The sequence below is a fragment of the Pelatocladus sp. genome, from assembly GCF_059505505.1.
Window position 1 is genome coordinate 191873 of sequence record NZ_JCACKS010000101.1, and the last position, 25160, is coordinate 217032.

A 25160-nucleotide genomic window follows, 5' to 3' on the forward strand; every position below is an offset into this window, starting at 1 on the left:
AAATGCTAATATGTAAAAACCTAAGCGGTTAGAAAGCATAACTGCTAAAAAGCGAGGAGAACAATGTCTGAAACGCAAACTTTATTACAAAATTTTGGTCAAGTTTATGACAATCCTGTCTTGCTGGATCGCAGTGTTACAACTCCAGTTTGTGAAGGATTTAACGTTGTCCTAGCTAGTTTTCAAGCTCTAGCTTTACAATACCAAAAGCATCATTTCGTAGTTGAAGGTGCAGAATATTACTCTCTGCACGAGTTTTTTAACGATAGCTATAAAGAAATCCAAGAACATATCCATGATATTGGTGAACGCTTAAATGGACTGGGAGGAATACCAGTTGCTACTTTTGCCAAATTGGCAGAATTATCTTGTGTTGAACAAGAAATAGATGGCGTATTTTCTAACCGTGATATGGTAGAAAATGACCTCAAAGCAGAACAATCTATTATTAGAGTCCTCCGTAGTCAAGCTTCTCAAGCAGAGAGTTTAGGCGATCGCGCTACACGTTATCTCTACGAAAAAATCCTTTTGGAAACTGAGGAAAGAGCTTACCATTTAGCTCATTTCCTTGCCAAAGACAGTTTAACTTTAGGCTTCGTTCAACGTGCTCAAAACTAACACTCCAATCAATTTCAAACACCTTTGTTAAATTGTAAAGAATTTGCAAGTGTTAGTTGTAAAAAAAATATAAAAAAAAGCAGAGATCAAAAGCTTAATTCTCTGCTTTTTTATTATTTATTGTATATAAAAACACATAATGGAATTATTGCAAATAATTCTTATATTTTTATATAGCAATCTCTGTAGGAGTTATGAAAATTAAGAGAACCAGAACCCCTACTTCTACAAGAAGTCAGGTATATTGCTGTTTACGAATGATTTAGGAATACTATCCCAAGCATTTCTGTTTCAAAAAATCTAACCTTTTTAAACTTAACTTTATGTATAGTTAAAATTACATTGTCTTTGTATTGAGAAAAATAACTAACAAGAATTACATTCAGCAAAACAATTGAAAAATATTGCATCATTACTACATGTAATTTCTGTATCGAAAAATAGTAAAAATTAGTTCAAAAATATAAAAAGTAAATGAAAAAAGTAATTTAACTGTGTTTTTCTTCGTGAGACTTCCATAACCTTGTCTTATTGCTGTGATCAACAGGAAGTAATTATATAAAATCCTGGAAATACCAGAAAAATCAATAAGAGTAGCTTTTTCTTACTTGGTGGCTATGATTAAATCTAGAAAAGTTGATAATAGACAGCATTAGTAGTGGGTAGCAAAGACCCTTAAAATAATCAAGATTTGTATTCTTTTACTCCAAAGCAAGAACTATGCCCCGTCGTGATGACATAAAAAAGATTCTACTATTAGGGTCAGGCCCAATAGTAATTGGACAAGCTTGTGAGTTTGACTACTCTGGAACCCAAGCTTGTAAAGCGTTGCGAGAAGAAGGTTATGAAGTAGTGTTGGTGAACTCCAACCCTGCTACTATTATGACCGATCCGGAAACAGCCGATCGCACCTACATTGAACCATTAACGCCCGAATTAGTCGCAAAAGTAATCGCCAAAGAACGCCCCAACGCCTTATTACCAACAATGGGAGGACAAACCGCCCTTAACATTGCTGTAACTTTGGCAAAAACTGGAGTGTTGGAACAGTACAACGTTGAGTTAATCGGTGCGAAGTTACCAGCAATTGAAAAAGCCGAAGACAGAAAACTGTTTAACGACGCTATGGCCAAAATAGGCGTCAGGGTGTGTCCGAGTGGAACAGCTTCATCATCACAAGAAGCAAAAGCGATCGCCCACCGCATCGGTACTTATCCTTTAATTATTCGTCCTGCTTTTACCTTGGGTGGGACTGGTGGTGGGATTGCTTACAACGAAGAAGAATTTGCGGAAATGGCCCAGACAGGAATTGATGCTTCACCTGTATCGCAAATTCTGATCGACCAATCCCTGCTGGGTTGGAAAGAATACGAACTGGAAGTCATGCGCGATTTAGCAGATAACGTCGTGATTATCTGCTCAATTGAAAACCTAGATCCTATGGGTATCCATACTGGAGACTCAATTACCGTCGCCCCAGCCCAAACCCTTACCGACAAAGAATATCAACGGCTGCGGGATATGGCAATTAAAATTATCCGCGAGATTGGCGTAGAAACTGGTGGTTCTAATATTCAGTTTGCCGTCAATCCGGTGGATGGGGAAGTAGTTGTAATTGAAATGAACCCCCGTGTTTCTCGTAGTTCGGCTTTGGCGAGTAAAGCAACTGGTTTCCCCATCGCCAAAATGGCAGCAAAATTAGCTGTCGGTTACACTTTGGATGAAATTAAAAACGACATCACAAAGAAAACCCCTGCTTCCTTTGAACCGACTATAGATTACGTAGTCACCAAAATTCCCCGATTCGCCTTTGAAAAATTCCCCGGTTCTGAACCAGTACTAACCACACAAATGAAGTCCGTAGGGGAAGCAATGGCTATGGGACGGACATTTAACGAGTCGTTCCAAAAAGCCTTGCGTTCTCTGGAAACAGGACGCGCTGGCTGGGGATGCGACATCAAAGAAAAACTCCCCAGTGGTGAACAAATTCGCGCTCAACTGCGGACACCCAATCCTGATCGTATTTTTGCTGTGCGCCATGCTATGCAATTAGGTCTAAGTATTGAAGAAATCTACGAATTAACCGGGATTGACCCTTGGTTCCTCGACAAAATGCAGGAACTATTGGAAATCGAAAAATTCCTGAAGCGGACGCCATTACAGAGCTTGACAAAAGAGCAGATGTATGGGGTAAAACGTCAAGGATTTAGCGATCGCCAGATTGCCTATGCGAGCAAAACCACAGAAGATGAAGTCAGAGCATACCGCAAACAATTAGGTATCATCCCGGTATATAAAACAGTCGATACCTGCGCGGCTGAGTTTGAGGCGTTTACTCCCTACTACTACTCAGCCTACGAAGAAGAAACAGAAATTTTGCCTACGGATAAACCCAAAGTCATGATTTTGGGTGGCGGGCCAAACCGGATTGGTCAGGGAATTGAATTTGACTACTGTTGTTGTCATGCAGCCTTTGCACTCAAGAAGGCAGGCTATGAAACAATCATGGTTAACTCTAACCCGGAAACTGTGTCAACAGATTATGATACAAGCGATCGCCTTTATTTTGAACCACTGACAAAAGAAGATGTCTTAAACATCATTGAGGCAGAAAATCCTGTGGGTGTAATTGTGCAGTTTGGTGGACAAACACCTTTGAAGTTGGCTGTACCATTACAGAAATATTTGAAGGGAATGGGTACTGGCGACCGGGAATCAGGGAATGAGGAAAATGCCCAATCCCCAATTCCTAATCCCCAATCCCCGATCACTAAAATTTGGGGTACTTCTCCAGATTCGATTGATATGGCCGAAGACAGGGAACGGTTTGAGAAGATTCTCAAAGAATTAAATATTGCTCAACCAGCAAATGGTATTGCTCGTACTTATGAAGATGCATTGATTGTTGCCAAACGCATTGGCTATCCGGTGGTAGTGCGTCCTAGCTATGTGTTAGGAGGTAGAGCTATGGAAATAGTCTATTCTGATACAGAATTAGAGCGTTACATGACTTTTGCGGTGCAAGTGGAACCAGAACACCCGATTTTAATCGATAAGTTTCTGGAAAATGCGATCGAAGTAGACGTAGATGCGATCGCAGACTGCACAGGTAGAGTCGTCATTGGTGGGATTATGGAACACATTGAACAGGCGGGTATCCACTCCGGAGACTCGGCGTGTTCTTTACCTACTATTTCCCTACCAGTAACAGTTCTTGATCAGATTCGTCAGTGGACGGTGCAATTAGCACAAGCATTAAATGTGATCGGGCTGATGAATATCCAATTTGCTGTTGTCGGTTCTCAAACTGAATCGCCCCAAGTATATATTTTAGAAGCTAATCCCCGTGCTTCTCGGACTGTGCCATTTGTTTCAAAAGCTACAGGTGTACCTTTAGCAAAACTGGCATCTTTAATTATGTCGGGTAGGACTTTGGCAGAACTTGGCTTTACAAAGGAAGTCATACCATCCCATATCGCCGTGAAGGAGGCTGTATTACCATTTAATAAATTCCCCGGTACTGACACTATCCTTGGCCCAGAAATGCGTTCTACTGGTGAAGTTATGGGTATAGACAGTGACTTTGGACGCGCCTTTGCCAAGGCAGAATTAGCTGCTGGCGAACGTTTACCCTTAAGTGGTACGGTATTTGTCTCAATGAACGATCGCGACAAAGCAGCAGCAGTACCAGTGGTCAAAGAATTTATAGATTTGGGCTTTACCGTCATGGCTACCGACGGTACACGGCGTGTTCTCCATGAACATGGTTTAGAAATTGAGTTGGTATTAAAACTCCACGAAGGACGCCCCCATGTGTTGGATGCGATTAAAAATCACAAAATTCAACTAATTATTAATACACCTTCTGGAGAAGAAGCCCAAAGCGACGCTAGGCTGATTCGCCGTACAGCCTTAGCTTATAAAATCCCCATTATCACAACCATTGCTGGTGCCAAAGCCACCGTTGCTGCTATCCGTTCTCTGCAAAACACAACCTTGGATGTTAAGGGTATTCAAGATTATTGCATGGTTTCATAGGGGATCGGGGATTCTCCAGACCAGACGCTACGCGTAGACGCGCAAGTGGTGAGCCAGTGCGGTGGACGTGGACGGGTACTTTCAGAAGCCGCTACGCGTCTACCCCGGCATAATAAAGCACTTGGCGAAGGGTGAAGGGCTTCTCACAGAGTGCGGGAATCGGGGATTGGGGAAAAAGGAGGATAAGCGTATGCAGTCGCGTTGCAGGTGTATAGTTCTGCCAAAACTAGTGGACGAGGATCGGGATTAGATGCAGTTTAAAATCCCCGCAGACTGGAAGTCTGGGCTGCACAAACTAAGTCCGCGCAGGCGGACTTCTTTTTACCTGCGTGTAGTCGGGAAATGAGCCAATCTGAGGTTGTAACTTGGTTAATGAGTCAGTTTCAACAAAAACAGAGTTGAGCATTTATTGAGGAATTGGGAGTGCGATCGCACCAATTACCAAAGGTAGCACTCCTAATTCATCATAAACTAACTATTGTAAATATTCTTGATTTGATAGATAACTCTCTATATTCTCTAATATTGCCTTTAAATAACAAATAACTCTTTTTTGAATTTCAAATAATTCGTCCGCAGTAGCATTTCTACCAACTTCCTCAAATGATTTAAAACCATGTGCCAAATCATTTCTATTAGTCTTAACTGTTAGCAAATCGCTACCGTCTTTAGTTTTCTTAGCATTTGTTTTACATGAAAAACCATAGATCTCAGAGGTTTCTCGTATTTTTCTTGCATCAAGATTACCTGAAAACAATTTTCCTTTATCAAAACTGCAAGATATTATATCACATGAAATATTGTTTATTTTTTGTAAAAAAGTATCAGTTGATTTATTATCTTTGAAATTCTTAATAATAATTTTTTTTATTTTATCTGTGACATCATCAAAAGAAATATTTTTATTTTGAAATTCATCAAAAATAGTTGTAATTGCATTACGCATTGTGGATTCAACTAGGTTATAAAGCAATAAAAATCCTGTTGCTTTAAGAGTTTTTTCTAAGTCATTATTTATTGATTTGGTTTTTGTATTCTTAGCATTACCCATGCTTAATTTAATTGAACCTTGTTCTAAATTTTTCAAAAATAAAAAATATCTACTAACTTCTTGAGCGCGTTCATCAAAATCTTTAAATAATGTACTTTTCATTAATTACCTAGAAGCTGATCACGAACATAATGAATACGATTAGTGACTTTATTTTGAGAACTATATGTATCAGATGCAGTAGTTTTTTTAAATTCTTGACTATCTAAAAAATCAGTTGATTTTGGCTTTAGATTTGGATCTTCTCTTAATGCTAGAGCAATACCTACACAAATTGATTCAAACTTAATTCTAGTTGTCGGTTCATAGCATTTTTTTGTTTTTCTATAAATATGTAAAGCATCAGGAAAATACTTTTTTATAAAATCTAACACTAAATAAAATTCACTTTTCATTGCATCAATATTTAATGAATTAGATTGATTTTCTTGTTCTAAATAGTTATTTAAAAATTTATGGACTTTTCTATCTGAATCAGAATAGTTTTGATAATTATTTAAAAATGCAAAAAAACGTAAAACAAATTCTTGTGGGTCTCTTTTATTGATTTCCGTTTCAGTAAAAGAGCATAAATCTAAAAATAGTTGATATTTTGATAATTCTTCAATTAGATTTAAAAACTTTCCTGGTTTACCTCCCCTGCGTTTCTCCATTTCATTTAATTCGACGCTACCACTGTTAATTCTTTCAAAAAGATCCCTTCTGATTTCTTCATCTGCTTCCTTTGTTAATATAATCATTCTAATAGTAGTCCTTTTAAAACGTCTTTGGCGTGGTAGCGGTAAATCTGCAAAAGTAAACTCATTTAGAGTTTTTAATTTCTCAAGATTTCTTAATTTAAGTTCATTGTTAATAAATTTAGTTAAAGTGCGAATACGTTGCGTACCATCTATAATTTCTAAACGTGCTAAATCTTCTGCTCCTGATATATCAGCAACAAAAATGTAAGGTATTGGTAAACCTAAAATTAAAGATTCAATAAATTTTGATTGTCTATCTTCATCCCAAGACATTTCTCGTTGATAGTCTGGAATAAACAACTCATTTTCATCTTCATCCCTTCCATCTAAATATTTTTGAATGATTACTTCTATAGGGTATTCTAAAGTGTTGTAGTCAACACGCTTTGTTTTGTCACGAATTTCTATTTCAGCATTTTCTTTGCGTTCATCTGTGATTTTTAATTGAGTCAACATGATTTTACAATTTGTTTTTGTGGATGTTGAAACTTAGAGTTTTTATTATTAAAGTAATTTATATTAAACTAATCTGACAAAATTTTACACCGGGGCTAAGTTAAAGGTGAGTCTCAAAAAAAACACTCTCATAATTATACTAAACCCTAATTTTATCAAGCTTAGGTATCTTTTCCACAGGAATCATATCATTTCCTAAAGTCAAAACCTACCTTAGCCTAAATCATACCAACAAAACCTGCTCCTGTTTAGAAATTATTCAAGCAACAGGAAATTCAGTCAATTTACGAGTTTCTGGATCATAAAAAGCTAAAACAATATCCTCTTTCGGCACACCTTCCCTTAATAACTCAGTTGCTATTCCTTCCTCAGTCCAATCTTCTTCAATGTAAATATTGCTAAATATAAATCTGTTTGGGATGCTCAATAGTAAGTAACGCCTTATAAATAAGATACTGACCTAATGCAGTTTCAAAATCACGCATAGGAGAACGACTCAGAAAACTTTTAATTTCAATAACAATTTGTTTTCCTTGTCTACTTGCAGCAATGGTTTTTTCTCCAGCAAGATCCGCAAACAGTTTAACTTCTTCATATTTAATTGGATAAGGATCATATCAGGTTCGCTTGATTACTTATAATCCCCTTTGAACCCCACCCCGGTTTTGTCTAACGCCAAAACCACCCCTCCCCGCGTGCGGGGAGGGGATTAAGGGGTGGGGTGCAATGACTGTGGGAAGTATAACTAATTATCCGAACTTGATATCAGCTGTAATTGTCCAGCTATCTTTAATTAGAGCTTGTTTAACAGCATTATGGTATATATCTTTTGCTGGCATTAATATGAGAATGAATTCGTCGTGTTAGGTAAGTATCACTAGCTCTGATAATATGCTTATATCTTGCATTTCCACTAACAAAATAGGGTGAGCATAGCCCACCCTAACTTTAATTATGGAGTACGCAAAGTACCAGCAGGAATTCCCAAAATATCCTCAATCTTAGGCATATCTTCCAACGCAATCACCCTACCTTCATCCTCAAAACCAGCAATTTGATCAAAGTTCAAATACCGATACAAATCCCCAGCAAAAGGATGAATTTTCTTCGCCACAATATCCATATATTCTTGGAGTGTGGGAACGCGCCCTAATAACGCACAAACTGCTGATAATTCGGCTGAACCAAGATACACTCGCGCATCCTTACCCATGCGATTATTAAAGTTGCGGGTAGAAGTGGAAAACACCGTTGCACCATCTTCAACTCGTGCTTGGTTTCCCATACATAAACTACAACCGGGTATTTCTGTCCTCGCACCCGCAGCACCAAAAATACCGTACATACCTTCTTCTTTTAATTGGTGTTCATCCATGCGGGTGGGTGGACAAATCCATAAGCGGGTTTTGACTGCGCCTGCACCTTCCAATACTTTGGCAGTAGCACGATAATGACCAATATTCGTCATACAAGAACCAACGAATACTTCATCAACTTTGTCGCCTGCAACTTCTGATAATAATTTCACATTATCAGGATCATTGGGTGCTGCTACAATTGGTTCTTTAATTTCGTTCAAATCAATTTCGAGAATTTCCGCATACTCCGCATCCGGGTCTGCTTCCATTAATACCGGGTTCGTCAACCATTCTTCCATTTTGGCAACACGGCGCATAATCGTTTTTGCATCGCCGTAACCCCGCGCTACCATGTTTTTTAACAAAGCAACATTAGAACGCAGATATTCAGATACAGTCTCTATACTGAGTTTGATTGTAGAACCAGCACAAGAACGTTCGGCTGTAGCGTCGGTAAATTCAAAAGCTTGCTCAACTTTCAAATCTGGTAAGCCTTCGATTTCCATGATCCGCCCAGCAAAAACATTTTTCTTGTTCTGCTTTTCTACCGTTAGCAAACCTTTTTGAATCGCAACGTAGGGAATAGCGTTAACAATATCCCGCAAAGTTACACCCGGTTGCAATTGTCCTTTGAAACGTACCAAAACTGATTCTGGCATATCCAGAGGCATCACACCCAACGCCCCCGCAAATGCTACTAACCCGGAACCAGCAGGAAAGGAAATACCCAAGGGGAAACGAGTATGAGAGTCGCCACCTGTTCCTACGGTATCTGGTAATAGCATCCGATTTAACCACGAGTGAATAATACCATCACCGGGACGCAAAGCCACACCACCACGAGAAGCGAAAAAGTCTGGTAATTCGTGGTGAGTTTTGATATCAACTGGTTTAGGATAAGCAGCAGTGTGACAAAAACTTTGCATTACCAAATCTGCACTGAAACCAAGACAAGCGAGTTCTTTCAATTCATCCCGCGTCATTGGCCCAGTGGTATCTTGGGAACCAACGGTAGTCATGATCGGTTCACAGTAAGTACCGGGACGCACACCAGGTAAACCGCAGGCTTTACCGACCATTTTTTGAGCGAGGGTGTAGCCTTTACCTGTGTCAGTAGGTTGTTGGGGACGGGTGAAGATTGGACTGGGTTCTAAATCTAATGCAAGTCTGGTTTTATCGGTAAGAGTGCGTCCAATTAATAAAGGAATACGTCCGCCTGCACGTACTTCATCTAAAATGGTATCGGGTTTGAGGCTAAATGTCGAAATTACTTCCTCAGACGTGCCATGGCGCGTCTCTACATGTGTGGTGATTTCACCTTTGTAGGGGTGGATAGTAATCACCATCCCCGTCTCCATCTTAGTGACATCGCACTGGATGGGGAAAGCACCAGCATCTTCAGCAGTATTGAAAAATATGGGGGCGATCGCACTACCTAAAACATATCCACCTGCTCGTTTGTTGGGAACATAAGGAATATCATTACCGATGTGCCAAAGTACCGAGTTAATGGCAGATTTCCTAGAGGAACCAGTACCGACGACATCTCCTACGTAGGCGATGGGGTGTCCTTTTTTCTTTAATTCGGCAATGGTATCCAACGCCCCAGGCATCCGTGATGTTAACATTGCCAAGGCGTGTAAAGGAATATCCGGGCGAGTCATGGCTTCGGTAGCTGGTGATAAGTCGTCGGTGTTAGTTTCGCCAGGAACTTTAAAGACGGTGACAGTTATTGCTTGTGGTACTTCGGGACGAACTGTAAACCACTCTGCGTCTTTCCAAGCATCAATTACCCGTTTAGCAAAGGGGTTGACCTTGGATAATTCTAAGATATCGTGGAAAGCATCGTACACCAGCAGGATTTTGCTGAGGGCTGCGGCGGCGTAAGCTGCGATTGGTTCTTTACCTTCTCCCCCCATCACTAGGGGTGTTTCGGAAGAATCTGAGAAGGAGACGGTGGAAGTTTGTAGCAACTCAATTAAAGATTGGACGTTGTAACCTCCTACCATTGTCCCCAGCAATTGTATTGCTTCGATTGGTGAAATCAGAGGGCTGGTGATTTCCTTTTTGGCGATTCCAGTCAGAAATCCGGCTTTGACGTAAGCTGCTGGATCGACTCCAGGAGATACGCGATCGCGCAATAAATGCAGTAAATTTTCCTCGTCTCCCGCAGGTGGGGTTTTAAGTAATTCACACAGTTCTGATGTTTGCTTTGCATCCAACGGTAAGGGGGGAATTCCTAATGCTGCCCTTTCGGCGACGTGTTGACGGTATTGTTCTAGCATTTTTGTATTCTCCGTTGGGATGTTCTCCCCTTAATTATGAAATATTTTTAGGCAAGACTTGGCTATAAAAGCTTACCTTATTTTATAGCTGAAAGCCTTACTGTGTAATTGCTTATTAATAATTTTATCTGATACTTAAAACTAAATTTTAAGTATCAATTCAAACGAAGATATTTTAATTGCCACAACATTTACTATTAAGGGATTAATTGTTTTACCCATAATATATAAAACTGATAACTTATTCTGAGTGTTGGTTTAACCAAATTTCTAAATCATTAACACTGGAAAAATCTAACAATGCCTCTCCTAGATTTTCTAACTGTGCAATTGATAACCCTTTAATTTGCTCGATTAATGATGCATCAATTTCACCAATACGACGATTTAGCAGACGTAGGATTAAGTTTTGTTTGCCTTGTTGCCTTCCTTCTTGTCTTCCTTCTTGTCTTCCTTCTTCTTTGGCTTGTTCTCTGTCTTTTTGATAAAGTGGTTTCAAACGCATAATTAACTCCCAACATCTGCTTCTAAAACACATACTTTACGAGAAGGACTCAATAAATCAAAATGAATTAGATTGATTGTTGGTTTAACCAAATTTCTAAATCATTAACACTGGAAAAATCTAACAATGCCTCTCCTAGATTTTCTAACTGTGCAATTGATAACCCTTTAATTTGCTCGATTAATGACGCATCAATTTCACCAATACGACGATTTAATAGACGTAGTATTAAGTCTTGTTCGCCTTCTTGTCTTCCTTCTTGTCTTCCTTCTTGTCTTCCTTCTCGTCTTCCTTCTCGTCTTCCTTCTTGTCTTCCTTCTTCTTTGGCTTGTTCTCTGTCTCTTTGATAAAGTGGTTCTAAACGCATAATTAACTCCCGATCATCTGCTTCTAATTCTTGATTTACTCTCAAATTTTCGCGCAAGTTGTAAACTAATTCGAGGGTTGCTTGTTGGTATGGATGATTTAATGGTAACGCTTGCAACTCGATAATTGCTTGTGACTGTACACTTCCTCTACCCAAAAGCCTCAACCATAATGTCTCTGGTGTGGTTGGTAGTTGATGTATCGCCACAATAGCTGTCCGCAAGGCTTCTGGGAGAAAATGCACTCCTGATGACCAACCTTGCTTTTGGATAGTTCCAAAACTAGACAATCTAGTTTCGGATATTGTTGGAGTCAGAACCCACAACTTGGGAATTTCTGAGTCCTGAAGTTTAGTTTTGTTGGCTTTGGCTTCTCGTCGCAATAAAGCTTTGACTTCTAATAATTTGAGAATACAGTCGCAGATTTCATCGCTAGCAGCCGGATTGCGGAAGGGTTCGATGATGGCAGGATTTTCTGCAAATTTTCCTAGCAAACCCAGTATTTGTAAATTAGAGTTTTGCTGTTTTGCAGGAGTGAATAAAACATCTATTTCTTTAATCTCTCCTGATACTTTCTCTGATGCTTTGACTTCTCCGTAATCTTTTAATAATTCTTCGAGGTAGTCTTTGGCGAATTGATCATGTATAAAACGGGTCATTCAATTTTAATATTGCAGAATTTCTAGGTTAATGCAAAGTTTTATTCTATAGCAGTTCTGAATCTTTCATAAGAAACATAGATCCCCGATTTAAAAAAGTCGGGTATCTATAACTCCTCATAGTTAATGCAATGAATCACTAAGTAGTTATTGTATTTTCATTTGATGTTTTATCTGGATTAGATTTCAAACGTGTCAATCTGCTTTTACGGATACGTTCGCTTTCTCTAACCCCGCCTGCAAGTTCATATTCATTGCTGTTTTTGCCGTATTTAAAACCAACCCCGTACAGCATTTTATCTGAAACTTGACTTAATATTTTTTCCATCTCATCCAGCTTTGTTTTAGAAGAGTCAACTAGAGCTACAGCAGCGTTATACTCATCAAGCATATTGTGAAACTGTTCTATTAATTGCGTCAGGTTTCGCAAATTGCAAGTTTCATCAAAATTGAGATTTGGATCAATAGCTTTCAATCCAGCAACTCTAAACTGAGCTTTTTTTAGAATCCGGGAACTACGTTTTTTTCGGGGCATAAATTTACACTTTTAAAAGCTTTATCGAGCTATTTTGGCTCAATTAATCTGGATTCTAGTTCAGCAAAAAGCACAGTTTTTTAGCAAATGGTTTTATTTTTGACCGTAATTTCTCTGAATTGAGTTACCAAAGGTTGATTTTTAGGGAAATAATCCCCCTGTAGCGCATGGCTTCGCTAAGGTACGTCTCTATATTCCACCTTACTAGCGTATCAAGGCTAAAATGTTGTATTAGATTTTTAGTTTTTCTGCGAAGACAGCGCCTACTACGAACTTTTTCTATTGCACTATTTTAGTCTAGACACGCCAATATGATCTGCTGGTGCGGTTAGGCTAAAGCCATAACGCACCCTACTTAAGGCTTAATGTTGTAACTTTAAGGCTTAATGTTATGGCTGTAAGACTTAATATTGTAATCTTAAGGCTTAATGTTCTATCTGTAAGGCTTAATGTTGTAACTTTAAGGGTTAACCTTGTAAGATTGATGACAAAAGTTTGTTTGTGAGTGCATTATAAAATTCTGAAAAATTCTCTGTGATTATTATAGAACTCTGGTAGAATACCCCAACCCAAGCAAAATCCAAACTTTATTTAATGTCTGCAATATTTTTAACTAATTCAGATAAAATAATAAATTTGTCGGCATTGCTGATTTCATGTATGAAAATGATTTTGCGTAATGCCAAAATCTTTGTAGAGACACGATATATCGTGTCTCTACATTCGGATTCATACCGCATTCAGCAACGCCAATTTGTCTGTTGTATCGCATCTTTAATAGTATATGTCTAAGACTTACACCGTTGAAATTCACCATCAAGGCAAAACTCATACTTTGCAAGTTCCCGAAGATCAAACAATCTTATCAGTTGCAGATGCACAGAGGTTAGAATTACCTAGTTCCTGTCATGCAGGTGTTTGCACAACTTGCGCTGGTCAAATTATTTCCGGTACAGTAGACCAAAGTGAGGGCATGGGCGTTAGTCCAGACCTTCAAGAACAAGGTTACGTCTTACTTTGTGTTGCTTATCCTCGTTCCGATTTAAAAATTGCCACAGAAAAAGAAGATACAGTTTATCAATTACAATTTGGTAAATAACGTTAGGTAGGCTAACGCACCTTGAATGAAGGGTTCGTAGTAAGCACTAAAGTGCTTAAAAAATAAATACTCAAGTCCTTACTACGAACTTTAGTTGTTTTATACTAACCACTATCCACTAACAACCAACAAATACAATGACAACTCATTTTATCACCGCAGAAATTAACCTCCAAGAAACTCCTACAGAATTACAAAAAACCATTGAAGCAGAACTAAAAAAACAAGGTGAACCCTTACGTTGGGCAATTACTTCTGTAGATGTTCCCCAACAAAAAGCAACTGTGGAAGCTGTCGTCACCACTAATGCTTAATTTTTGATGGCTAATAGCTAATTATTAATTGGTATTAGCTATTAGCCATTTTTTATTTTTACTTTTTACTTTTTACTTTTTACTTTTTAATTATTTGTGCGTCCATACACTGCTATTTTGATTGTACCTACTGGCATTGGAGCTGCAATTGGTGGTTATGCAGGCGATGCATTACCCGTTGCCAAAACTATCGCCCAGGTTTGCGAGCGCCTGATCACTCACCCCAATGTCATGAATGGTGCGACTTTATATTGGAATCTCCCCAATGCTTTCTATGTCGAAGGTTATGGGCTTGACAAATTTGCTGCTGAATGCTGGGGTTTACGTCCCGTCCATCAAAATCGGATTGGTTTGCTTTTAGACCAAGGGATAGAACCAGAATTACGCCTGCGAAACCTGCAAGCAGCCGACGCAGCTAGGGCAACTTTAGGATTATCTTTAACAGATTATGTAGTTACCGATGCACCTTTAAACGTAGAACTACGTACATCTACCTCTGGTGCAAGTTGGGGAACAATTGGTAATCCAGATAGTTTACTAAGGGCAGCAGAAGTATTAATTAACAAAGCTGGGGCAGAAGCGATCGCAGTTGTGGCTCGTTTCCCCGATTATATCGATGAACAAGCAGATCAAAACTACCGTCACGGCAAAGGTGTAGATCCAATTGCTGGCGCTGAAGCTGTGATTAGCCATTTATTAGTGCGACAGTTTCACATTCCTTGCGCTCATGCGCCAGCCTTTTTACCTCCATCCCTAGATCCCGATTTATCTCCCCGTTCAGCTGCCGAAGAATTAGGTTATACTTTTCTACCAAGCGTTCTTGTTGGTTTAAGTCGCGCACCCCAATTTATCGTGAGGGAGACTGAGCAAATACTTGAACCAACAGAAATTTGGGCTAATCAAGTAGATGCTGTGATTGTGCCAGCAAGCGCATGTGGCAGTAGCGCCTTACTAAATCTCAGCCAGACGCAATCTCTAATAGTCACAGTTCGAGAAAATCATACTCTGCTTCAAGTTCCTCCCCAACCTTTAGGGATAAAATCAGTAGAGGTAAACTCATATTTAGAAGCAGTGGGCGTATTAGTTGCCCATAAAGCAGGCATTAACTCCTATGCTCTTAATCCTGATATCTCGCCTTTGCGTTGTTTAAATAATTAGTTAGTAGTTAGTGGCGTTAAAAGCCATAAGTCAAAAGTCAAAAAGATTCTTAATTTTTAATTTTTAGTTTTTAATTTTTAATTCCGCGAAGCGGTAGTCCCCAATCCCCAATCCCCAATTCCGTGACTCAACCAGAAAATCAAGAGCCAGAAATACCATACATGACACGCACCCAAGTACTGGTGGCGATGGGAGTAACTGCTGTAGTTTTATGGATTATTGCCAAACTATGGTTGTATTTTGGCAGTTTTACCCTGATGCCTTTAACGTGGAATTTAAGAGATTTCCTTTTGGGCGTAGGTTTAGGCTTGAGTATTACTGGTTTGAGTGGTTTAGCTTATCAACTTTGCCCTCCTTATCGTAGGAGTGCCAATTATTACTTAGAAATAGTTCTCAAACCCCTAGCTTTCCCTGATTTAATTTGGTTGGGATTATTACCAGGATTGAGTGAAGAATTATTATTTCGTGGTGTAATGTTGCCAGCTTTTGGATTAGATTATGCTGCTGTCATCGTATCGAGTCTTTGTTTTGGGGTGTTGCATTTGAGTGGTTCCCAACAATGGCCGTATGTGATTTGGGCAAGTATTGTGGGACTAATATTGGGATATAGCGCCATCCTCAGTGGTAATTTGTTAGTGCCAATTATTGCTCATGTTTTTACAAACATTATTTCTAGTTATTTGTGGAAAGTAGGGAGGTATTAACTGTTACAATAATTCCTGCTTTTTCCCAACGTCAAAAATAGAGTTGAATATATTACCACAAACAACTCGGAGTCTATCTTAGGGTTATTTCCTACTTGCTGAGAAATTTTCTAGCCTGATTGTAGGTTTATTCTCAGCTAGGGGAAAATTTTTTATATGACAACCAACATTTCTGATAACCTCAACAAAAATAATAATCGATCGCTATGGATGGGTATTATCCTGAGTGTTTTGGGAATAATTGCGATCGCACTACCTGTTGTCTCAACTATTTTTGCTGAAACCTGGGTTGCGGTCATTCTGATTTCTGCTGGGTTTGCCAAACTATTCTACGCGTATAATACCCGTGAGCAAGGCGGATTTGTTTGGAAAATTCTGTTGAGTGGTCTTTACATCGCTACAGGTGTGATGCTGTTTATCTATCCTCGCACTGGTATTTTGACACTAACTCTGTTATTGGGTAGCTTCTTATTAACTGAAGGTGTTTTCGAGCTAATCCTAGCATTCAAGTTGCGCCCACAACAAAACTGGACTTGGGTACTTTCCGACGGAATTATTACCCTCATTTTAGGTGGAATGATCTGGTTCCAGTGGCCTTTCAATGCACCTTGGCTGCTTGGAACACTGGTTGGTGCTAGTGTTCTGTTCACTGGTGTTTCTCGCGTGATGCTGTCGTTGAATGGGCGTTCTACTTTAAATCCTTCCGATCAAACTGTGTAATTGTTAAGTGGTTAGGGAACAGGGAACGAGGACATGGGAGACACGGGTGACAAGTATAACTACTTATTACCCGTGTCTCCCATCTGTGCTTGTTGTGCTGCTAGTGCGATCGCCTGCGGTAATATCTTGTGTTCCTGTATCTGAATTCTGGCGTGAAGGGTTTGAGGTGTGTCATCAGGTAAAACGGGAACTGCTGCTTGCATTAAAATCGGGCCACTATCCATTTCCAAACAAACTAAATGCACTGTACAACCAGTAACTTTGACACCAGTAGCTATAGCTTGTTCTACGGCACGAGAACCTTTAAAACTGGGTAACAAGCTGGGATGAATATTAATAATCTTGTATGGGAAAGCATCAATTAATACTTGTGTTACTAGTCGCATCCAACCACCCATAATTACCCATTCCACATCATATTGCTGTAGAGCCTGGACAATTTGCCAATCAAACTCTTCACGGCTACTATAATCACGGTGATTGAGAAGTACAGCAGGTACATCCCAATTAGCAGCCCGGACTGCGGCATAGGCATCTGGATTATTGTAAATTAAAACTTGAATTTGGGCGTTGAGTTGCCCATCTTTGATGGCTTGGGCGATCGCTTCAAAGTTACTACCACTTCCCGAAGCCATGATTCCCAATTTTATAGGCTTGTGTTGACTAAATGTGTCTTGAATTTGAGGAGAAACCAGGCTAAAGATAGAATCAGGGCGGAGTGTCATAACGACAGGTTAATTTTATAGATGCCAAAAATATATAGTAAATCTAGTCAGTCGTGGTTGGCTAATGATAGCGTTGCTGCTTGGTTTTTTCTGACTCCAGCACTGATTTTATTAGGTCTTTTTATTCTTTGGCCAATTGCCTATTTGTTTTATCTTAGTTTTACCAGTGGTATTTTCACTTCTGGTGGTACACACTGGGTAGGCTTAAAAAATTATTGGCGTCTGTTATCTGACTCAGATTTTTGGCAAGTTATTTTTAATACTATTTATTTCACCCTTGCTACTGTGATTCCTAGTCTGGTGATTCCTTTAGGAATAGCAGTATTGTTAAATCAAGCTTTACCTTTGGGGGGATTTATCCGCAGTGTTTATTTTTTACCCTCGATAATTTCTCTAGTTGCTGGTGGTTTGGGATTTCGTTGGTTATTTCAAAATGATGGTATAGTTAACACCCTATTGGATATTATTGGTATTAAAGCTATTCCTTGGTTAAGTAGTACTGTGTGGGCAATGCCAGTACTGATTATCTTGAGTATTTGGAAACAACTCGGCTTTAATATGGTAGTGTTTTTAGCAGGGTTGCAAACTATTCCTCCCAGTCGATACGAAGCTGCGGAACTTGATGGCGCGAATAGTTGGCAAAAGTTTTGGTATATTACTTTACCCGGATTGCAATCAACTTTAATTTTTGCGATCGTTACCACGATGATTTTTACATTACGAAGTTTTGAGCAAGTTTATGTGATGACTGGCGGTGGTCCTCTAAATTCTACTAATTTAATGGTTTACTACATTTACCAAGAGGCTTTTGCTCAATTTGATTTTGGTTATGCAGCCGCCGCAGCAACGGTATTATTTGCAGTGACCCTGGTGCTGGTATATTTGCAGCTACAAACCTGGAATGAGGAGAGTTAAAAGCTTTTAAGAGGATGTTTGAAAAATGCTTCTAGCTATAGATTTTAAATGAGGTAATTTTATACTCAAATAAAAGTTTAATGCTATCTACATCTAGATAAATGTTTATTAACTATATCACCTTGATGTTGATTAATATGGTAGCCGGACTATTTCTTTTAGCTGGCTATGTGTATTTTGGCCTAGATCACGCTTATCAAAAACGGTGGATTCCTGGATTTGGGATGACAGGGGCGATCGCACTAGTTACTGGTTTACACATGACTTTTACGTGGCCAGTAGGGGGAGTTTTCAACATTGCTTATGGTGAAATGACGGTATTGTTCGGTATTTTATTTTTGTCTGCTTCTTTAGCCTTAGCCTTGGGATGGGATTTGCTCACAGTTACAATTTATGGCTTTTTTGCTGGACTTGCTGCGATTGTAATTGGGGTACGCATAATTAATCTGAATTTGACACGAAATCCACTTCTCTCAGGAATTGGATTTATTTTAACGGGATTAGGTGGAGTTTTTGCTGCACCAACTCTGTATCTAAAAACAAATCGTAAGTGGCGCTTGTTTGGTGCAATTTTGTTAGTAATTGCTGCCCTCATTTTTGCTTTTGTCGGTTATATTACATACTGGAATCATCTAGGCGAATATTCTAATTGGAAACCATTACCAATGCGAACACCATAAACATGTATCAATGCTAGCGATCGCATGAAAGTAAAAGTTCTAGATTATAAACATTCCCTGATTTTTATCAGGGTATTTTGACAGAAAATTCTCATTAAGAACGTACTATTATGGTTTTCACGATTGATAAGAGATTTTTTTGGATTTTCTCTTGATTTGCTATCTAGCTTATAAAGATTTCGGGTGTAATCTCAAGATACATATATCATCAGGGCAAAATTGAACACTTGTTCCGAACAAGCGTATGAAACCACTTCAATTTGGAATTCATCATTCGGAATACGGAGTTACTTGGAACATTGATTCTTGGTAACAATTTTTGCGTGACTTTACGGACGAAGCATTGAGATGACTATTGATTTGTTTTATAAAAATATTTATCAGCAAATGCTTCGCCCCTACTACTACATCTAGGCACAATTAGGGGTAAATATCATGAAAAATCATGCTGACAAGCAAGAGCAAGTTTTAAGTCAAATCACAGATAGAAATATTGAAGGTAGAGACTTTAGTGGGTGTGACTTAAGTGGAATTGACCTCAGAGGAATTGATTTAAGCAGAATTAATTTTAAAGGAGCAGATTTACGTAATGCAAATCTTAGTGGAGCGATACTTACTGGTGCAAATCTCAGAGAAGCAAATCTACAACAAGTAAATTTCTCTGATGCTGATTTAAGTCAAGCTGATTTAACTCAAGCAAATTTGTGTGGCGCTTGTTTGTGGCGAGTAAAATTAAATGGTAGTAAATTATGGAATGCTTCTCTGTGTAATGCTGACTTAAGGGAAGCTAATTTGAGTACAGCCCAATTAATTGAAGCATCGTTAGTTGAAGCTAATTTAGTCAGAGCAAATCTCACCGAAGCGAAGCTATGTGGAGCTATTTTAATAGAAGCTAATTTTAATCAAGCCAACTTAACAGGTGCAGATCTAAAATGGGCTAATCTTATGGCAACAAATTTAAGTGAAGCTAATCTTGAAAATGCCAATTTCAAAAATGCAAAACTTTATGAAACAATTATGCCCGACGGAACTATTCGAGTAGATATTAGAAGATAGGGAACGGGGAACTTATCAATTAAAAATTGATAAGAGGGAGATGGGGGACAAGGGAGACAAGGAAGTAATTTTTCTCCCCAAACTCCCCTTTCCCTTTTCCCCGATCCCCGATCCCTGTTCCCTGTTCCCGTTCCTAAAACTCTCGTTGGGAAAAAATGAGGATAGCGATCGCTAACAGCATCAGGATATACAGTAAGCCATAACCAATGTTACTAATTAGTGTTATTGAGTTAGGCAATGCAGCCAGACCATAAATAGCATCATTTTTTACGTCTAATCTAGATAAATCTGGCAATATAAGATATAAAGCTTGAGTGAATGTTTCAATTCCATGCTTAGAACTAAGACGACCTAATTTTAATACGTCTCGACTAATATTCCCCATTAAATACACAGCAAATGTTAAAACGGTTGCTAATAATGAACTAGTAAACACACCCAAGGTAATAGCAACAGCAGTCATTAAAGACAACTGCAAAAATAAAAAAAATACAGCAATTAGAATACTGACTATTGAGTAGGAAACTTGACTGAAGAGCAAAAACACAAGAGTGATCATTGTCATAGCAGTAAGTAAAACTGCTAGCAATATCAATAATCCTAAATATTTACCAACTATCAATTCACTATGGCTAATAGGTTTAGCAATTAAAACCAAAACAGTCCGTTTCTCAATTTCTTTGTTAATCAATCCTGTACCAACAAATATGGCGACAATTAAACCAAGAAGATTCATCGTCGCCAAAGCAAAATCGAGAAACATTTTATCTTCTGCGGTAGCAGCAAATTGAGGAAGGAAGTAGATAGCAATGGAAAGAATAATGATGTAGAAGCCGATCATAAACAGAATGCGATCGCGCACTACTTCTCGAAATACATTCGTTGCTATAACGTAGAGTCTGCCAAAATTCATATAAAACCTCACAGCGCAGGTGGTGAACCTATGATGCGGTTGCTAGTGCGACCACATGCAATTTCTGCAACTCTTAATACTTGATCTGGTCTGCTAGAAACATTAATTGGTTCTACTCGACAAGTTTTTCTCAGATAATACTCACGTCCAGTAGAAGTGGGGCCACTCCACACACTCAGTAAATCCAATTTATAGATGTCAGGATTTTTCTGATCGAGACTAGATATACGTGCTTCAGTGCGCCATAAAGACTTTTCGTCAAATTCACGTAAGCTTGTTTCTATTGCTTCTCTACCTAAACTATCGACTCTCGCATTCGCACTTTTTAACCACTGTTCTACTTCAGACCAAGGTCTATTAGCTATTTGTTCTTTTACTATTGGCTCAAGCTTGCTCAGAATTAAACTACCATTTTTTGGGGTTTTACTGAGTTGTGGTTCTGTTCTAAGTACAAAAGTAGGTTTAATATTGTCTGTCTGTAAACTTGGAAACTCGTCTAACCATTTATTTACTACAAACCCGAACTGCAACCAACAACTAATTACCATCGAAACAGCAACCAAAATAATAATTTTTTGGCGTTCTTCTATTTTAGGAACCTGAGTGCTAAACTCCGTTCCAGTTCCTTCAAAAAATTCTGGAATTGCTGTAATTAATGCGGAAATTGTTGGCCAGAAAACAATTGTTCTAGTTGTAATTTCTTGTCCTGACTCTCTAAAAGCAAAAGCACTCACTAAAAATCCGGTTACTAATGCTCCAATAGGCATATTAGTACCAGGAATAACTACAGGATTTTCAGTTGTATACCAAGCTGTTCCTGCAATTAATAATACCCAACCACAAAGGGCTATTGCCGATTTTACAAAGCCTGTAGATAGAGAAGACATTAACCAAGAAAAAATACTTAAATATATTAATGTTTGCCAGGCAAAAGCTCTTTTGGGAAGAAAAAAATCTTTAATATCGTCGTAAATACCCCCAATAAAACCGAAAACACCTAATAAATCTCTAATTAATTCCATATTGCAACCTTTACATGACTAGTAAGATGTTGTATTAGAAACATTTGTTTTTCATTTGTGGTGTGATGATAGCAAGACTTTTACATACACTACTTTCTACTTCGGATTTACCTTAGCACTTCTGATACAGCGCTTTGCATCTAAATGGAGTACACCCCTTCCCAACCCTAAGCGCAAGCGAGGAGGGTGCGCGTGCGCGGGTGAGGTTCTTCCGTACCTCACGCTTGTTGAAATCTGCTGTATATTTAAGATTTAGTTTATAAACCAAATTTTCATGAATGGAATTTAGACAATTCTGATAATCAAAAATAGAATTAAAACAACCGCAGTGTAACTGAGTGCATTGGCTATTAATACATTAGTGAATATATTTTTTGTTTGTAGTCTCATTTTAAATTCCCTACGAGATAAAACCTTTTGAGCATCAGATTCATCTTGCCTTTTCCAAAAGTCAGTCATTGAAATTAACGCCAGTCTTAAAATCAATGATTTGACGACAAAAGTTCCAAAAAAAACGATAAAGGCAGTCAAAATCATTAAATTTATCATGCTAGGCAGTATTTGATCAAAGAAAATCAAATTCATTAAGCTTGTTCTCAATCTGATAGACAGGAATGGCTCTATCCAAAAAAAGATTATCCAACCGACTACATTGGAAAACAAATTCATGCAAATAGCATAAAAGCTAGAGGTTCTTTTATCAAATTTGAGAACTGAATTTAAAATATAAGCTTCTAACGGAATCGAAACCAACAAAAATAAAAAACTAAACAAAATTGCACCAATGGGTACTACTTTGGGAAGTAGAGGCAAATCAAACATAAGCAGAAACAGGTAGTTGCTAGATTTAACTATCGGTTATAAGAGTATCAGGGTTTAAAGGCAATACTCTTCGGATTAACACTCTTTAATCTGGACTTATGGTCTGAGAATTTTCTCTCTCATACCTTTATTTGCTCACTCTTTTACCCCTTTTTTGAATGACTTAAAAAAGTATAGCCGCAACCTAATCAAATGATGAGGGTTATTGGGTATGAAAATGTGACTCCTCCTACACCCGTACACCCTTACACCCCCACACCCATTTTTAAGACGGTACATTTCCCCCTACCTTCTGATATAAAACCTTGGGTAAGATAAAAAACTGCCACTTACAGCTTTGAGTCAAATGACAAGGAACGGGATTGGAATTCGCACAGCACAAGTGCGTCAACAAAGAGTTACAGGGCAAATTCACGTTTATGATGGTGCAGGTAAAGGTAAATCCCAAGCAGCTTTAGGAGTCGTTTTACGCTCAATTGGCTTGGGAATCAATACACCGAGCAATTCCAACCGCGTCTTGCTGCTGCGGTTTTTAAAAGGGCCAGAACGAGATTATGATGAAGATGGAGCGATCGCAGCTTTGCAACGCGGATTTCCCCATTTAATTGATCAAGTTCGCACCGGAAGAGCAGAATTTTTTGGACCAGATGAAATTACATCTTTTGATCGATATGAAGCTACACGGGGTTGGGACGTAGCAAAAGGTGCGATCGCTTCTGGTTTATATTCAGTTGTGGTCTTGGATGAAATTAACCCTGTCTTGGATTTGGGTTTATTATCAGTGGATGAGGTGGTACGAACACTCACATCCAAACCTGAAGATTTAGAAATTATTGCAACTGGTCGCGCAGCACCGCAAAAGTTGCTAGATATTGCGGATTTACACTCGGAAATGAAACCCCATCACCATCCAACTGCAAGCGCACTTTTGATTGAAGGTATTGAAATTTACACAGGTGCTGGAAAAGGTAAGTCTACTAGTGCTTTGGGGAAAGCCTTACAAGCAATCGGTCGAGGGATTAATCATCCAGGTTCTACCCGTGTATTAATTATGCAGTGGCTTAAAGGTGGTAGTGGTTATACTGAAGATGCAGCATTAGCAGCTTTGCAACAGTCGTATCCAGATGTGATGGATCATCAACGTTGCGGAAGAGATGCGATCGTTTGGCGTAATTCTCGTCAAGAATTAGACTATGTGGAAGCAGAACGAGGTTGGGAAATTGCTAAGACTGCGATCGCATCTGGACTTTATAAAACCATCATCTTAGATGAACTCAACCCCACAGTTGACTTGGAATTACTACCTGTAGAACCAATTGTTCAAGCTTTACTCCGCAAACCTCGTCATACCGAAATTATCATCACTGGTCGCTGCCAAAATCAACCAGCCTATTTTGACCTAGCTAGCATTCACTCTGAAGTGTATTGCCATAAACATTATGCTAATCAAGGTGTGGAACTGAAGCGGGGAGTAGATTTTTAACAGTTATCAGTTATCAGTAGCGAAGCAAGTTGGGGTACTTCACATCATATTTTTGGGGTTCTAGAGACGCGTAGCAAGATCCCGCAGGATAATTTCGCGTCTTTGATGAAACTGATAACTGATAAATCTTCCTTCTCACGGAAGAAAAAACAAGTATGTCAAAAGTTTGATGAAAAATTAAGATGAAACTGCACAATTTAAATTAGGAGATACTGCAATTATAGTTTTCCATTGCAACGAAATCACCTCACCAACCTATGGAAACCGAAGTACAGCAACAACAATACAATGATGTTACCTCAGCAGAAGCTGTGGCAGCAATTGAAGGTTCAGATAATCAAAACTTACCAAAGTTACTTCCAGCCCAAGAACCTGAGAGTCAATTTCAGTTGATTACTAGAGAATTGGCAAGTTTTTGGCAGGAATTGTCCCAAAACTTCACTAATTTTTTTCAAGCATACAAACAGATATTCATCATTCTGGCTTGGTCACTAGCAGCAGTTGTGACTGCTAAAATTATCCTGGCTGTACTGGATGCAATCAATGATATTCCGCTAGCACAGCCAGTATTGGAGTTAATTGGTATTATTTACACTAGTTGGTTTGTTTTTCGCTATCTCATGAAAGAATCCACTCGCCAAGAATTAGCAGCAGAAATTGACTCTGTTAAACAGCAATTTTTGGGTTAATTTAAGTAATTTAATGCAAATAAATTAAAATTTGCATCATTCCTAATTAACAGTAGGCAATAAATAAATTCTCTTTTTTGATTTATTAATTATTTTTATTTATGCCTGCATATCTGATAAAAATATGTTTCATTTAGAGAATCAGATCCCCGACTTATTGAATAAGTCGGGGATATTGTTGTGTACAGAAGATTTAGTAACCCACATTCCGCACTTCAAATTGAAGTACAAAGAGATTACATCATGAGAA

23 protein-coding genes and 2 pseudogenes are annotated in these 25160 nt (G+C 38.6%); 12 read left to right on the forward strand and 13 right to left on the reverse strand.

Annotated features, from left to right (window positions below):
- Positions 1-63: 63 nt before the first annotated feature.
- Both dpsA and carB read left to right on the forward strand, forming a co-directional pair.
- A complete protein-coding gene (dpsA, locus tag AC5JMK_RS09855; RefSeq protein ID WP_096674433.1) occupies positions 64-618 on the forward strand; it encodes a DNA starvation/stress protection protein DpsA in 555 nt (184 codons plus the stop codon).
- 720 nt (positions 619-1338) lie between these two features.
- Positions 1339-4656, forward strand: a complete 3318-nt coding sequence (gene carB / locus AC5JMK_RS09860) for a carbamoyl-phosphate synthase large subunit (RefSeq protein WP_495909970.1) — start codon at positions 1339-1341, stop codon at positions 4654-4656.
- A gap of 475 nt (positions 4657-5131) precedes the next feature.
- Here the strand turns inward: carB and AC5JMK_RS09865 are convergent, their stop codons facing one another.
- From AC5JMK_RS09865 to AC5JMK_RS09905, 9 genes and pseudogenes are all read right to left on the reverse strand, one after another.
- Positions 5132-5809 (reverse strand): MAE_28990/MAE_18760 family HEPN-like nuclease, encoded by a 678-nt coding sequence (locus tag AC5JMK_RS09865; RefSeq protein ID WP_495909971.1) that lies wholly within the window; start codon positions 5807-5809, stop codon positions 5132-5134.
- Positions 5809-6903, reverse strand: a complete 1095-nt coding sequence (locus tag AC5JMK_RS09870; protein WP_495909972.1) for a DUF262 domain-containing protein — start codon at positions 6901-6903, stop codon at positions 5809-5811. The genes AC5JMK_RS09865 and AC5JMK_RS09870 overlap by 1 nt, the downstream gene beginning before the upstream one ends.
- Before the next feature lie 259 nt (positions 6904-7162).
- A pseudogene (locus tag AC5JMK_RS09875) lies at positions 7163-7300 on the reverse strand (element excision factor XisI family protein); the annotation flags it as partial.
- Position 7301: 1 nt separating this feature from the next.
- Complete coding sequence (locus AC5JMK_RS09880) at positions 7302-7505, reverse strand: element excision factor XisH family protein (protein ID WP_495909984.1); 204 nt, start codon at positions 7503-7505, stop codon at positions 7302-7304.
- Positions 7506-7652: 147 nt separating this feature from the next.
- Positions 7653-7742 (reverse strand): element excision factor XisH family protein, encoded by a 90-nt coding sequence (locus tag AC5JMK_RS09885; protein WP_495909973.1) that lies wholly within the window; start codon positions 7740-7742, stop codon positions 7653-7655.
- 113 nt (positions 7743-7855) lie between these two features.
- The gene (acnB, locus tag AC5JMK_RS09890; RefSeq protein WP_495909974.1) at positions 7856-10546 is read right to left on the reverse strand and encodes a bifunctional aconitate hydratase 2/2-methylisocitrate dehydratase; all 2691 of its coding nucleotides are present in this window, start codon (positions 10544-10546) and stop codon (positions 7856-7858) included.
- A 241-nt stretch (positions 10547-10787) separates the two neighbouring features.
- Positions 10788-11060 (reverse strand): annotated as a pseudogene (locus AC5JMK_RS09895) (DUF4351 domain-containing protein); the annotation flags it as partial.
- A 58-nt stretch (positions 11061-11118) separates the two neighbouring features.
- Positions 11119-12075, reverse strand: coding sequence for a DUF4351 domain-containing protein (locus AC5JMK_RS09900; protein WP_495909975.1), 957 nt, complete (start codon positions 12073-12075; stop codon positions 11119-11121).
- A 139-nt stretch (positions 12076-12214) separates the two neighbouring features.
- Positions 12215-12610 (reverse strand): hypothetical protein, encoded by a 396-nt coding sequence (locus AC5JMK_RS09905; protein WP_495909976.1) that lies wholly within the window; start codon positions 12608-12610, stop codon positions 12215-12217.
- 784 nt (positions 12611-13394) lie between these two features.
- Here AC5JMK_RS09905 and AC5JMK_RS09910 point away from each other — a divergent pair.
- The 5 genes from AC5JMK_RS09910 (at position 13395) to AC5JMK_RS09930 (ending at position 16605) form a co-directional block, all read left to right on the forward strand.
- Positions 13395-13709, forward strand: coding sequence for a 2Fe-2S iron-sulfur cluster-binding protein (locus AC5JMK_RS09910; RefSeq protein ID WP_096674371.1), 315 nt, complete (start codon positions 13395-13397; stop codon positions 13707-13709).
- Positions 13710-13846: 137 nt separating this feature from the next.
- A complete protein-coding gene (locus AC5JMK_RS09915; RefSeq protein ID WP_495909977.1) occupies positions 13847-14023 on the forward strand; it encodes a DUF8621 family protein in 177 nt (58 codons plus the stop codon).
- Between the two features lie 96 nt (positions 14024-14119).
- On the forward strand, positions 14120-15181 hold the full coding sequence (locus tag AC5JMK_RS09920; protein ID WP_495909978.1) for a DUF3326 domain-containing protein: 1062 nt from the start codon (positions 14120-14122) through the stop codon (positions 15179-15181).
- A gap of 122 nt (positions 15182-15303) precedes the next feature.
- On the forward strand, positions 15304-15885 hold the full coding sequence (locus tag AC5JMK_RS09925; protein WP_096674367.1) for a CPBP family intramembrane glutamic endopeptidase: 582 nt from the start codon (positions 15304-15306) through the stop codon (positions 15883-15885).
- Positions 15886-16041: 156 nt separating this feature from the next.
- Complete coding sequence (locus tag AC5JMK_RS09930; RefSeq protein WP_096674365.1) at positions 16042-16605, forward strand: HdeD family acid-resistance protein; 564 nt, start codon at positions 16042-16044, stop codon at positions 16603-16605.
- Positions 16606-16664: 59 nt separating this feature from the next.
- Here AC5JMK_RS09930 and purN read toward each other — a convergent pair whose 3' ends face one another.
- The gene (purN, locus tag AC5JMK_RS09935; RefSeq protein WP_096674363.1) at positions 16665-17330 is read right to left on the reverse strand and encodes a phosphoribosylglycinamide formyltransferase; all 666 of its coding nucleotides are present in this window, start codon (positions 17328-17330) and stop codon (positions 16665-16667) included.
- 21 nt (positions 17331-17351) lie between these two features.
- Here purN and AC5JMK_RS09940 point away from each other — a divergent pair, with 21 nt between their 5' ends.
- The 3 genes from AC5JMK_RS09940 (at position 17352) to AC5JMK_RS09950 (ending at position 19981) form a co-directional block, all read left to right on the forward strand.
- The gene (locus AC5JMK_RS09940) at positions 17352-18245 is read left to right on the forward strand and encodes a carbohydrate ABC transporter permease (RefSeq protein WP_495909979.1); all 894 of its coding nucleotides are present in this window, start codon (positions 17352-17354) and stop codon (positions 18243-18245) included.
- A gap of 101 nt (positions 18246-18346) precedes the next feature.
- Entirely contained in the window at positions 18347-18925 is a 579-nt protein-coding gene (locus tag AC5JMK_RS09945; protein ID WP_096674359.1) for a DUF981 family protein, read from the forward strand.
- A gap of 435 nt (positions 18926-19360) precedes the next feature.
- Entirely contained in the window at positions 19361-19981 is a 621-nt protein-coding gene (locus AC5JMK_RS09950; protein WP_495909980.1) for a pentapeptide repeat-containing protein, read from the forward strand.
- A 133-nt stretch (positions 19982-20114) separates the two neighbouring features.
- On the opposite strand, the gene AC5JMK_RS09955 is transcribed toward AC5JMK_RS09950, so the two are convergent.
- From AC5JMK_RS09955 to fraC, 3 genes are all read right to left on the reverse strand, one after another.
- Complete coding sequence (locus tag AC5JMK_RS09955) at positions 20115-20894, reverse strand: ABC transporter permease (RefSeq protein ID WP_096674355.1); 780 nt, start codon at positions 20892-20894, stop codon at positions 20115-20117.
- An 8-nt stretch (positions 20895-20902) separates the two neighbouring features.
- A complete protein-coding gene (gene fraD / locus AC5JMK_RS09960) occupies positions 20903-21916 on the reverse strand; it encodes a septal junction protein FraD (protein WP_096674354.1) in 1014 nt (337 codons plus the stop codon).
- Between the two features lie 285 nt (positions 21917-22201).
- Complete coding sequence (gene fraC, locus AC5JMK_RS09965; RefSeq protein WP_495909981.1) at positions 22202-22738, reverse strand: filament integrity protein FraC; 537 nt, start codon at positions 22736-22738, stop codon at positions 22202-22204.
- 346 nt (positions 22739-23084) lie between these two features.
- Between fraC and AC5JMK_RS09970 the strand changes: the two genes are divergently transcribed.
- On the forward strand, positions 23085-24221 hold the full coding sequence (locus AC5JMK_RS09970; protein ID WP_096674350.1) for a cob(I)yrinic acid a,c-diamide adenosyltransferase: 1137 nt from the start codon (positions 23085-23087) through the stop codon (positions 24219-24221).
- Positions 24222-24478: 257 nt separating this feature from the next.
- Positions 24479-24910: a CAAD domain-containing protein gene (locus tag AC5JMK_RS09975; protein WP_096674349.1), complete on the forward strand. Its 432-nt coding sequence runs from the start codon at positions 24479-24481 to the stop codon at positions 24908-24910.
- The last annotated feature ends 250 nt before the right edge of the window (positions 24911-25160 follow it).

What these genes read in the sequence shown, in the direction of transcription:
- dpsA (WP_096674433.1), top strand. Translation starts at nt 64, where the DNA reads ATGTCTGAAACGCAAACTTTATTACAAAATTTTGGTCAAGTTTATGAC.
- carB (WP_495909970.1), top strand. Translation starts at nt 1,339, where the DNA reads ATGCCCCGTCGTGATGACATAAAAAAGATTCTACTATTAGGGTCAGGC.
- AC5JMK_RS09865 (WP_495909971.1), bottom strand. Translation starts at nt 5,809, where the DNA reads ATGAAAAGTACATTATTTAAAGATTTTGATGAACGCGCTCAAGAAGTT.
- AC5JMK_RS09870 (WP_495909972.1), bottom strand. Translation starts at nt 6,903, where the DNA reads ATGTTGACTCAATTAAAAATCACAGATGAACGCAAAGAAAATGCTGAA.
- AC5JMK_RS09885 (WP_495909973.1), bottom strand. Translation starts at nt 7,742, where the DNA reads ATGCCAGCAAAAGATATATACCATAATGCTGTTAAACAAGCTCTAATT.
- acnB (WP_495909974.1), bottom strand. Translation starts at nt 10,546, where the DNA reads ATGCTAGAACAATACCGTCAACACGTCGCCGAAAGGGCAGCATTAGGA.
- AC5JMK_RS09900 (WP_495909975.1), bottom strand. Translation starts at nt 12,075, where the DNA reads ATGACCCGTTTTATACATGATCAATTCGCCAAAGACTACCTCGAAGAA.
- AC5JMK_RS09905 (WP_495909976.1), bottom strand. Translation starts at nt 12,610, where the DNA reads ATGCCCCGAAAAAAACGTAGTTCCCGGATTCTAAAAAAAGCTCAGTTT.
- AC5JMK_RS09910 (WP_096674371.1), top strand. Translation starts at nt 13,395, where the DNA reads ATGTCTAAGACTTACACCGTTGAAATTCACCATCAAGGCAAAACTCAT.
- AC5JMK_RS09915 (WP_495909977.1), top strand. Translation starts at nt 13,847, where the DNA reads ATGACAACTCATTTTATCACCGCAGAAATTAACCTCCAAGAAACTCCT.
- AC5JMK_RS09930 (WP_096674365.1), top strand. Translation starts at nt 16,042, where the DNA reads ATGACAACCAACATTTCTGATAACCTCAACAAAAATAATAATCGATCG.
- purN (WP_096674363.1), bottom strand. Translation starts at nt 17,330, where the DNA reads ATGACACTCCGCCCTGATTCTATCTTTAGCCTGGTTTCTCCTCAAATT.
- AC5JMK_RS09940 (WP_495909979.1), top strand. Translation starts at nt 17,352, where the DNA reads ATGCCAAAAATATATAGTAAATCTAGTCAGTCGTGGTTGGCTAATGAT.
- AC5JMK_RS09945 (WP_096674359.1), top strand. Translation starts at nt 18,347, where the DNA reads ATGTTTATTAACTATATCACCTTGATGTTGATTAATATGGTAGCCGGA.
- AC5JMK_RS09950 (WP_495909980.1), top strand. Translation starts at nt 19,361, where the DNA reads ATGAAAAATCATGCTGACAAGCAAGAGCAAGTTTTAAGTCAAATCACA.
- AC5JMK_RS09955 (WP_096674355.1), bottom strand. Translation starts at nt 20,894, where the DNA reads ATGAATTTTGGCAGACTCTACGTTATAGCAACGAATGTATTTCGAGAA.
- fraD (WP_096674354.1), bottom strand. Translation starts at nt 21,916, where the DNA reads ATGGAATTAATTAGAGATTTATTAGGTGTTTTCGGTTTTATTGGGGGT.
- fraC (WP_495909981.1), bottom strand. Translation starts at nt 22,738, where the DNA reads ATGTTTGATTTGCCTCTACTTCCCAAAGTAGTACCCATTGGTGCAATT.
- AC5JMK_RS09970 (WP_096674350.1), top strand. Translation starts at nt 23,085, where the DNA reads ATGACAAGGAACGGGATTGGAATTCGCACAGCACAAGTGCGTCAACAA.
- AC5JMK_RS09975 (WP_096674349.1), top strand. Translation starts at nt 24,479, where the DNA reads ATGGAAACCGAAGTACAGCAACAACAATACAATGATGTTACCTCAGCA.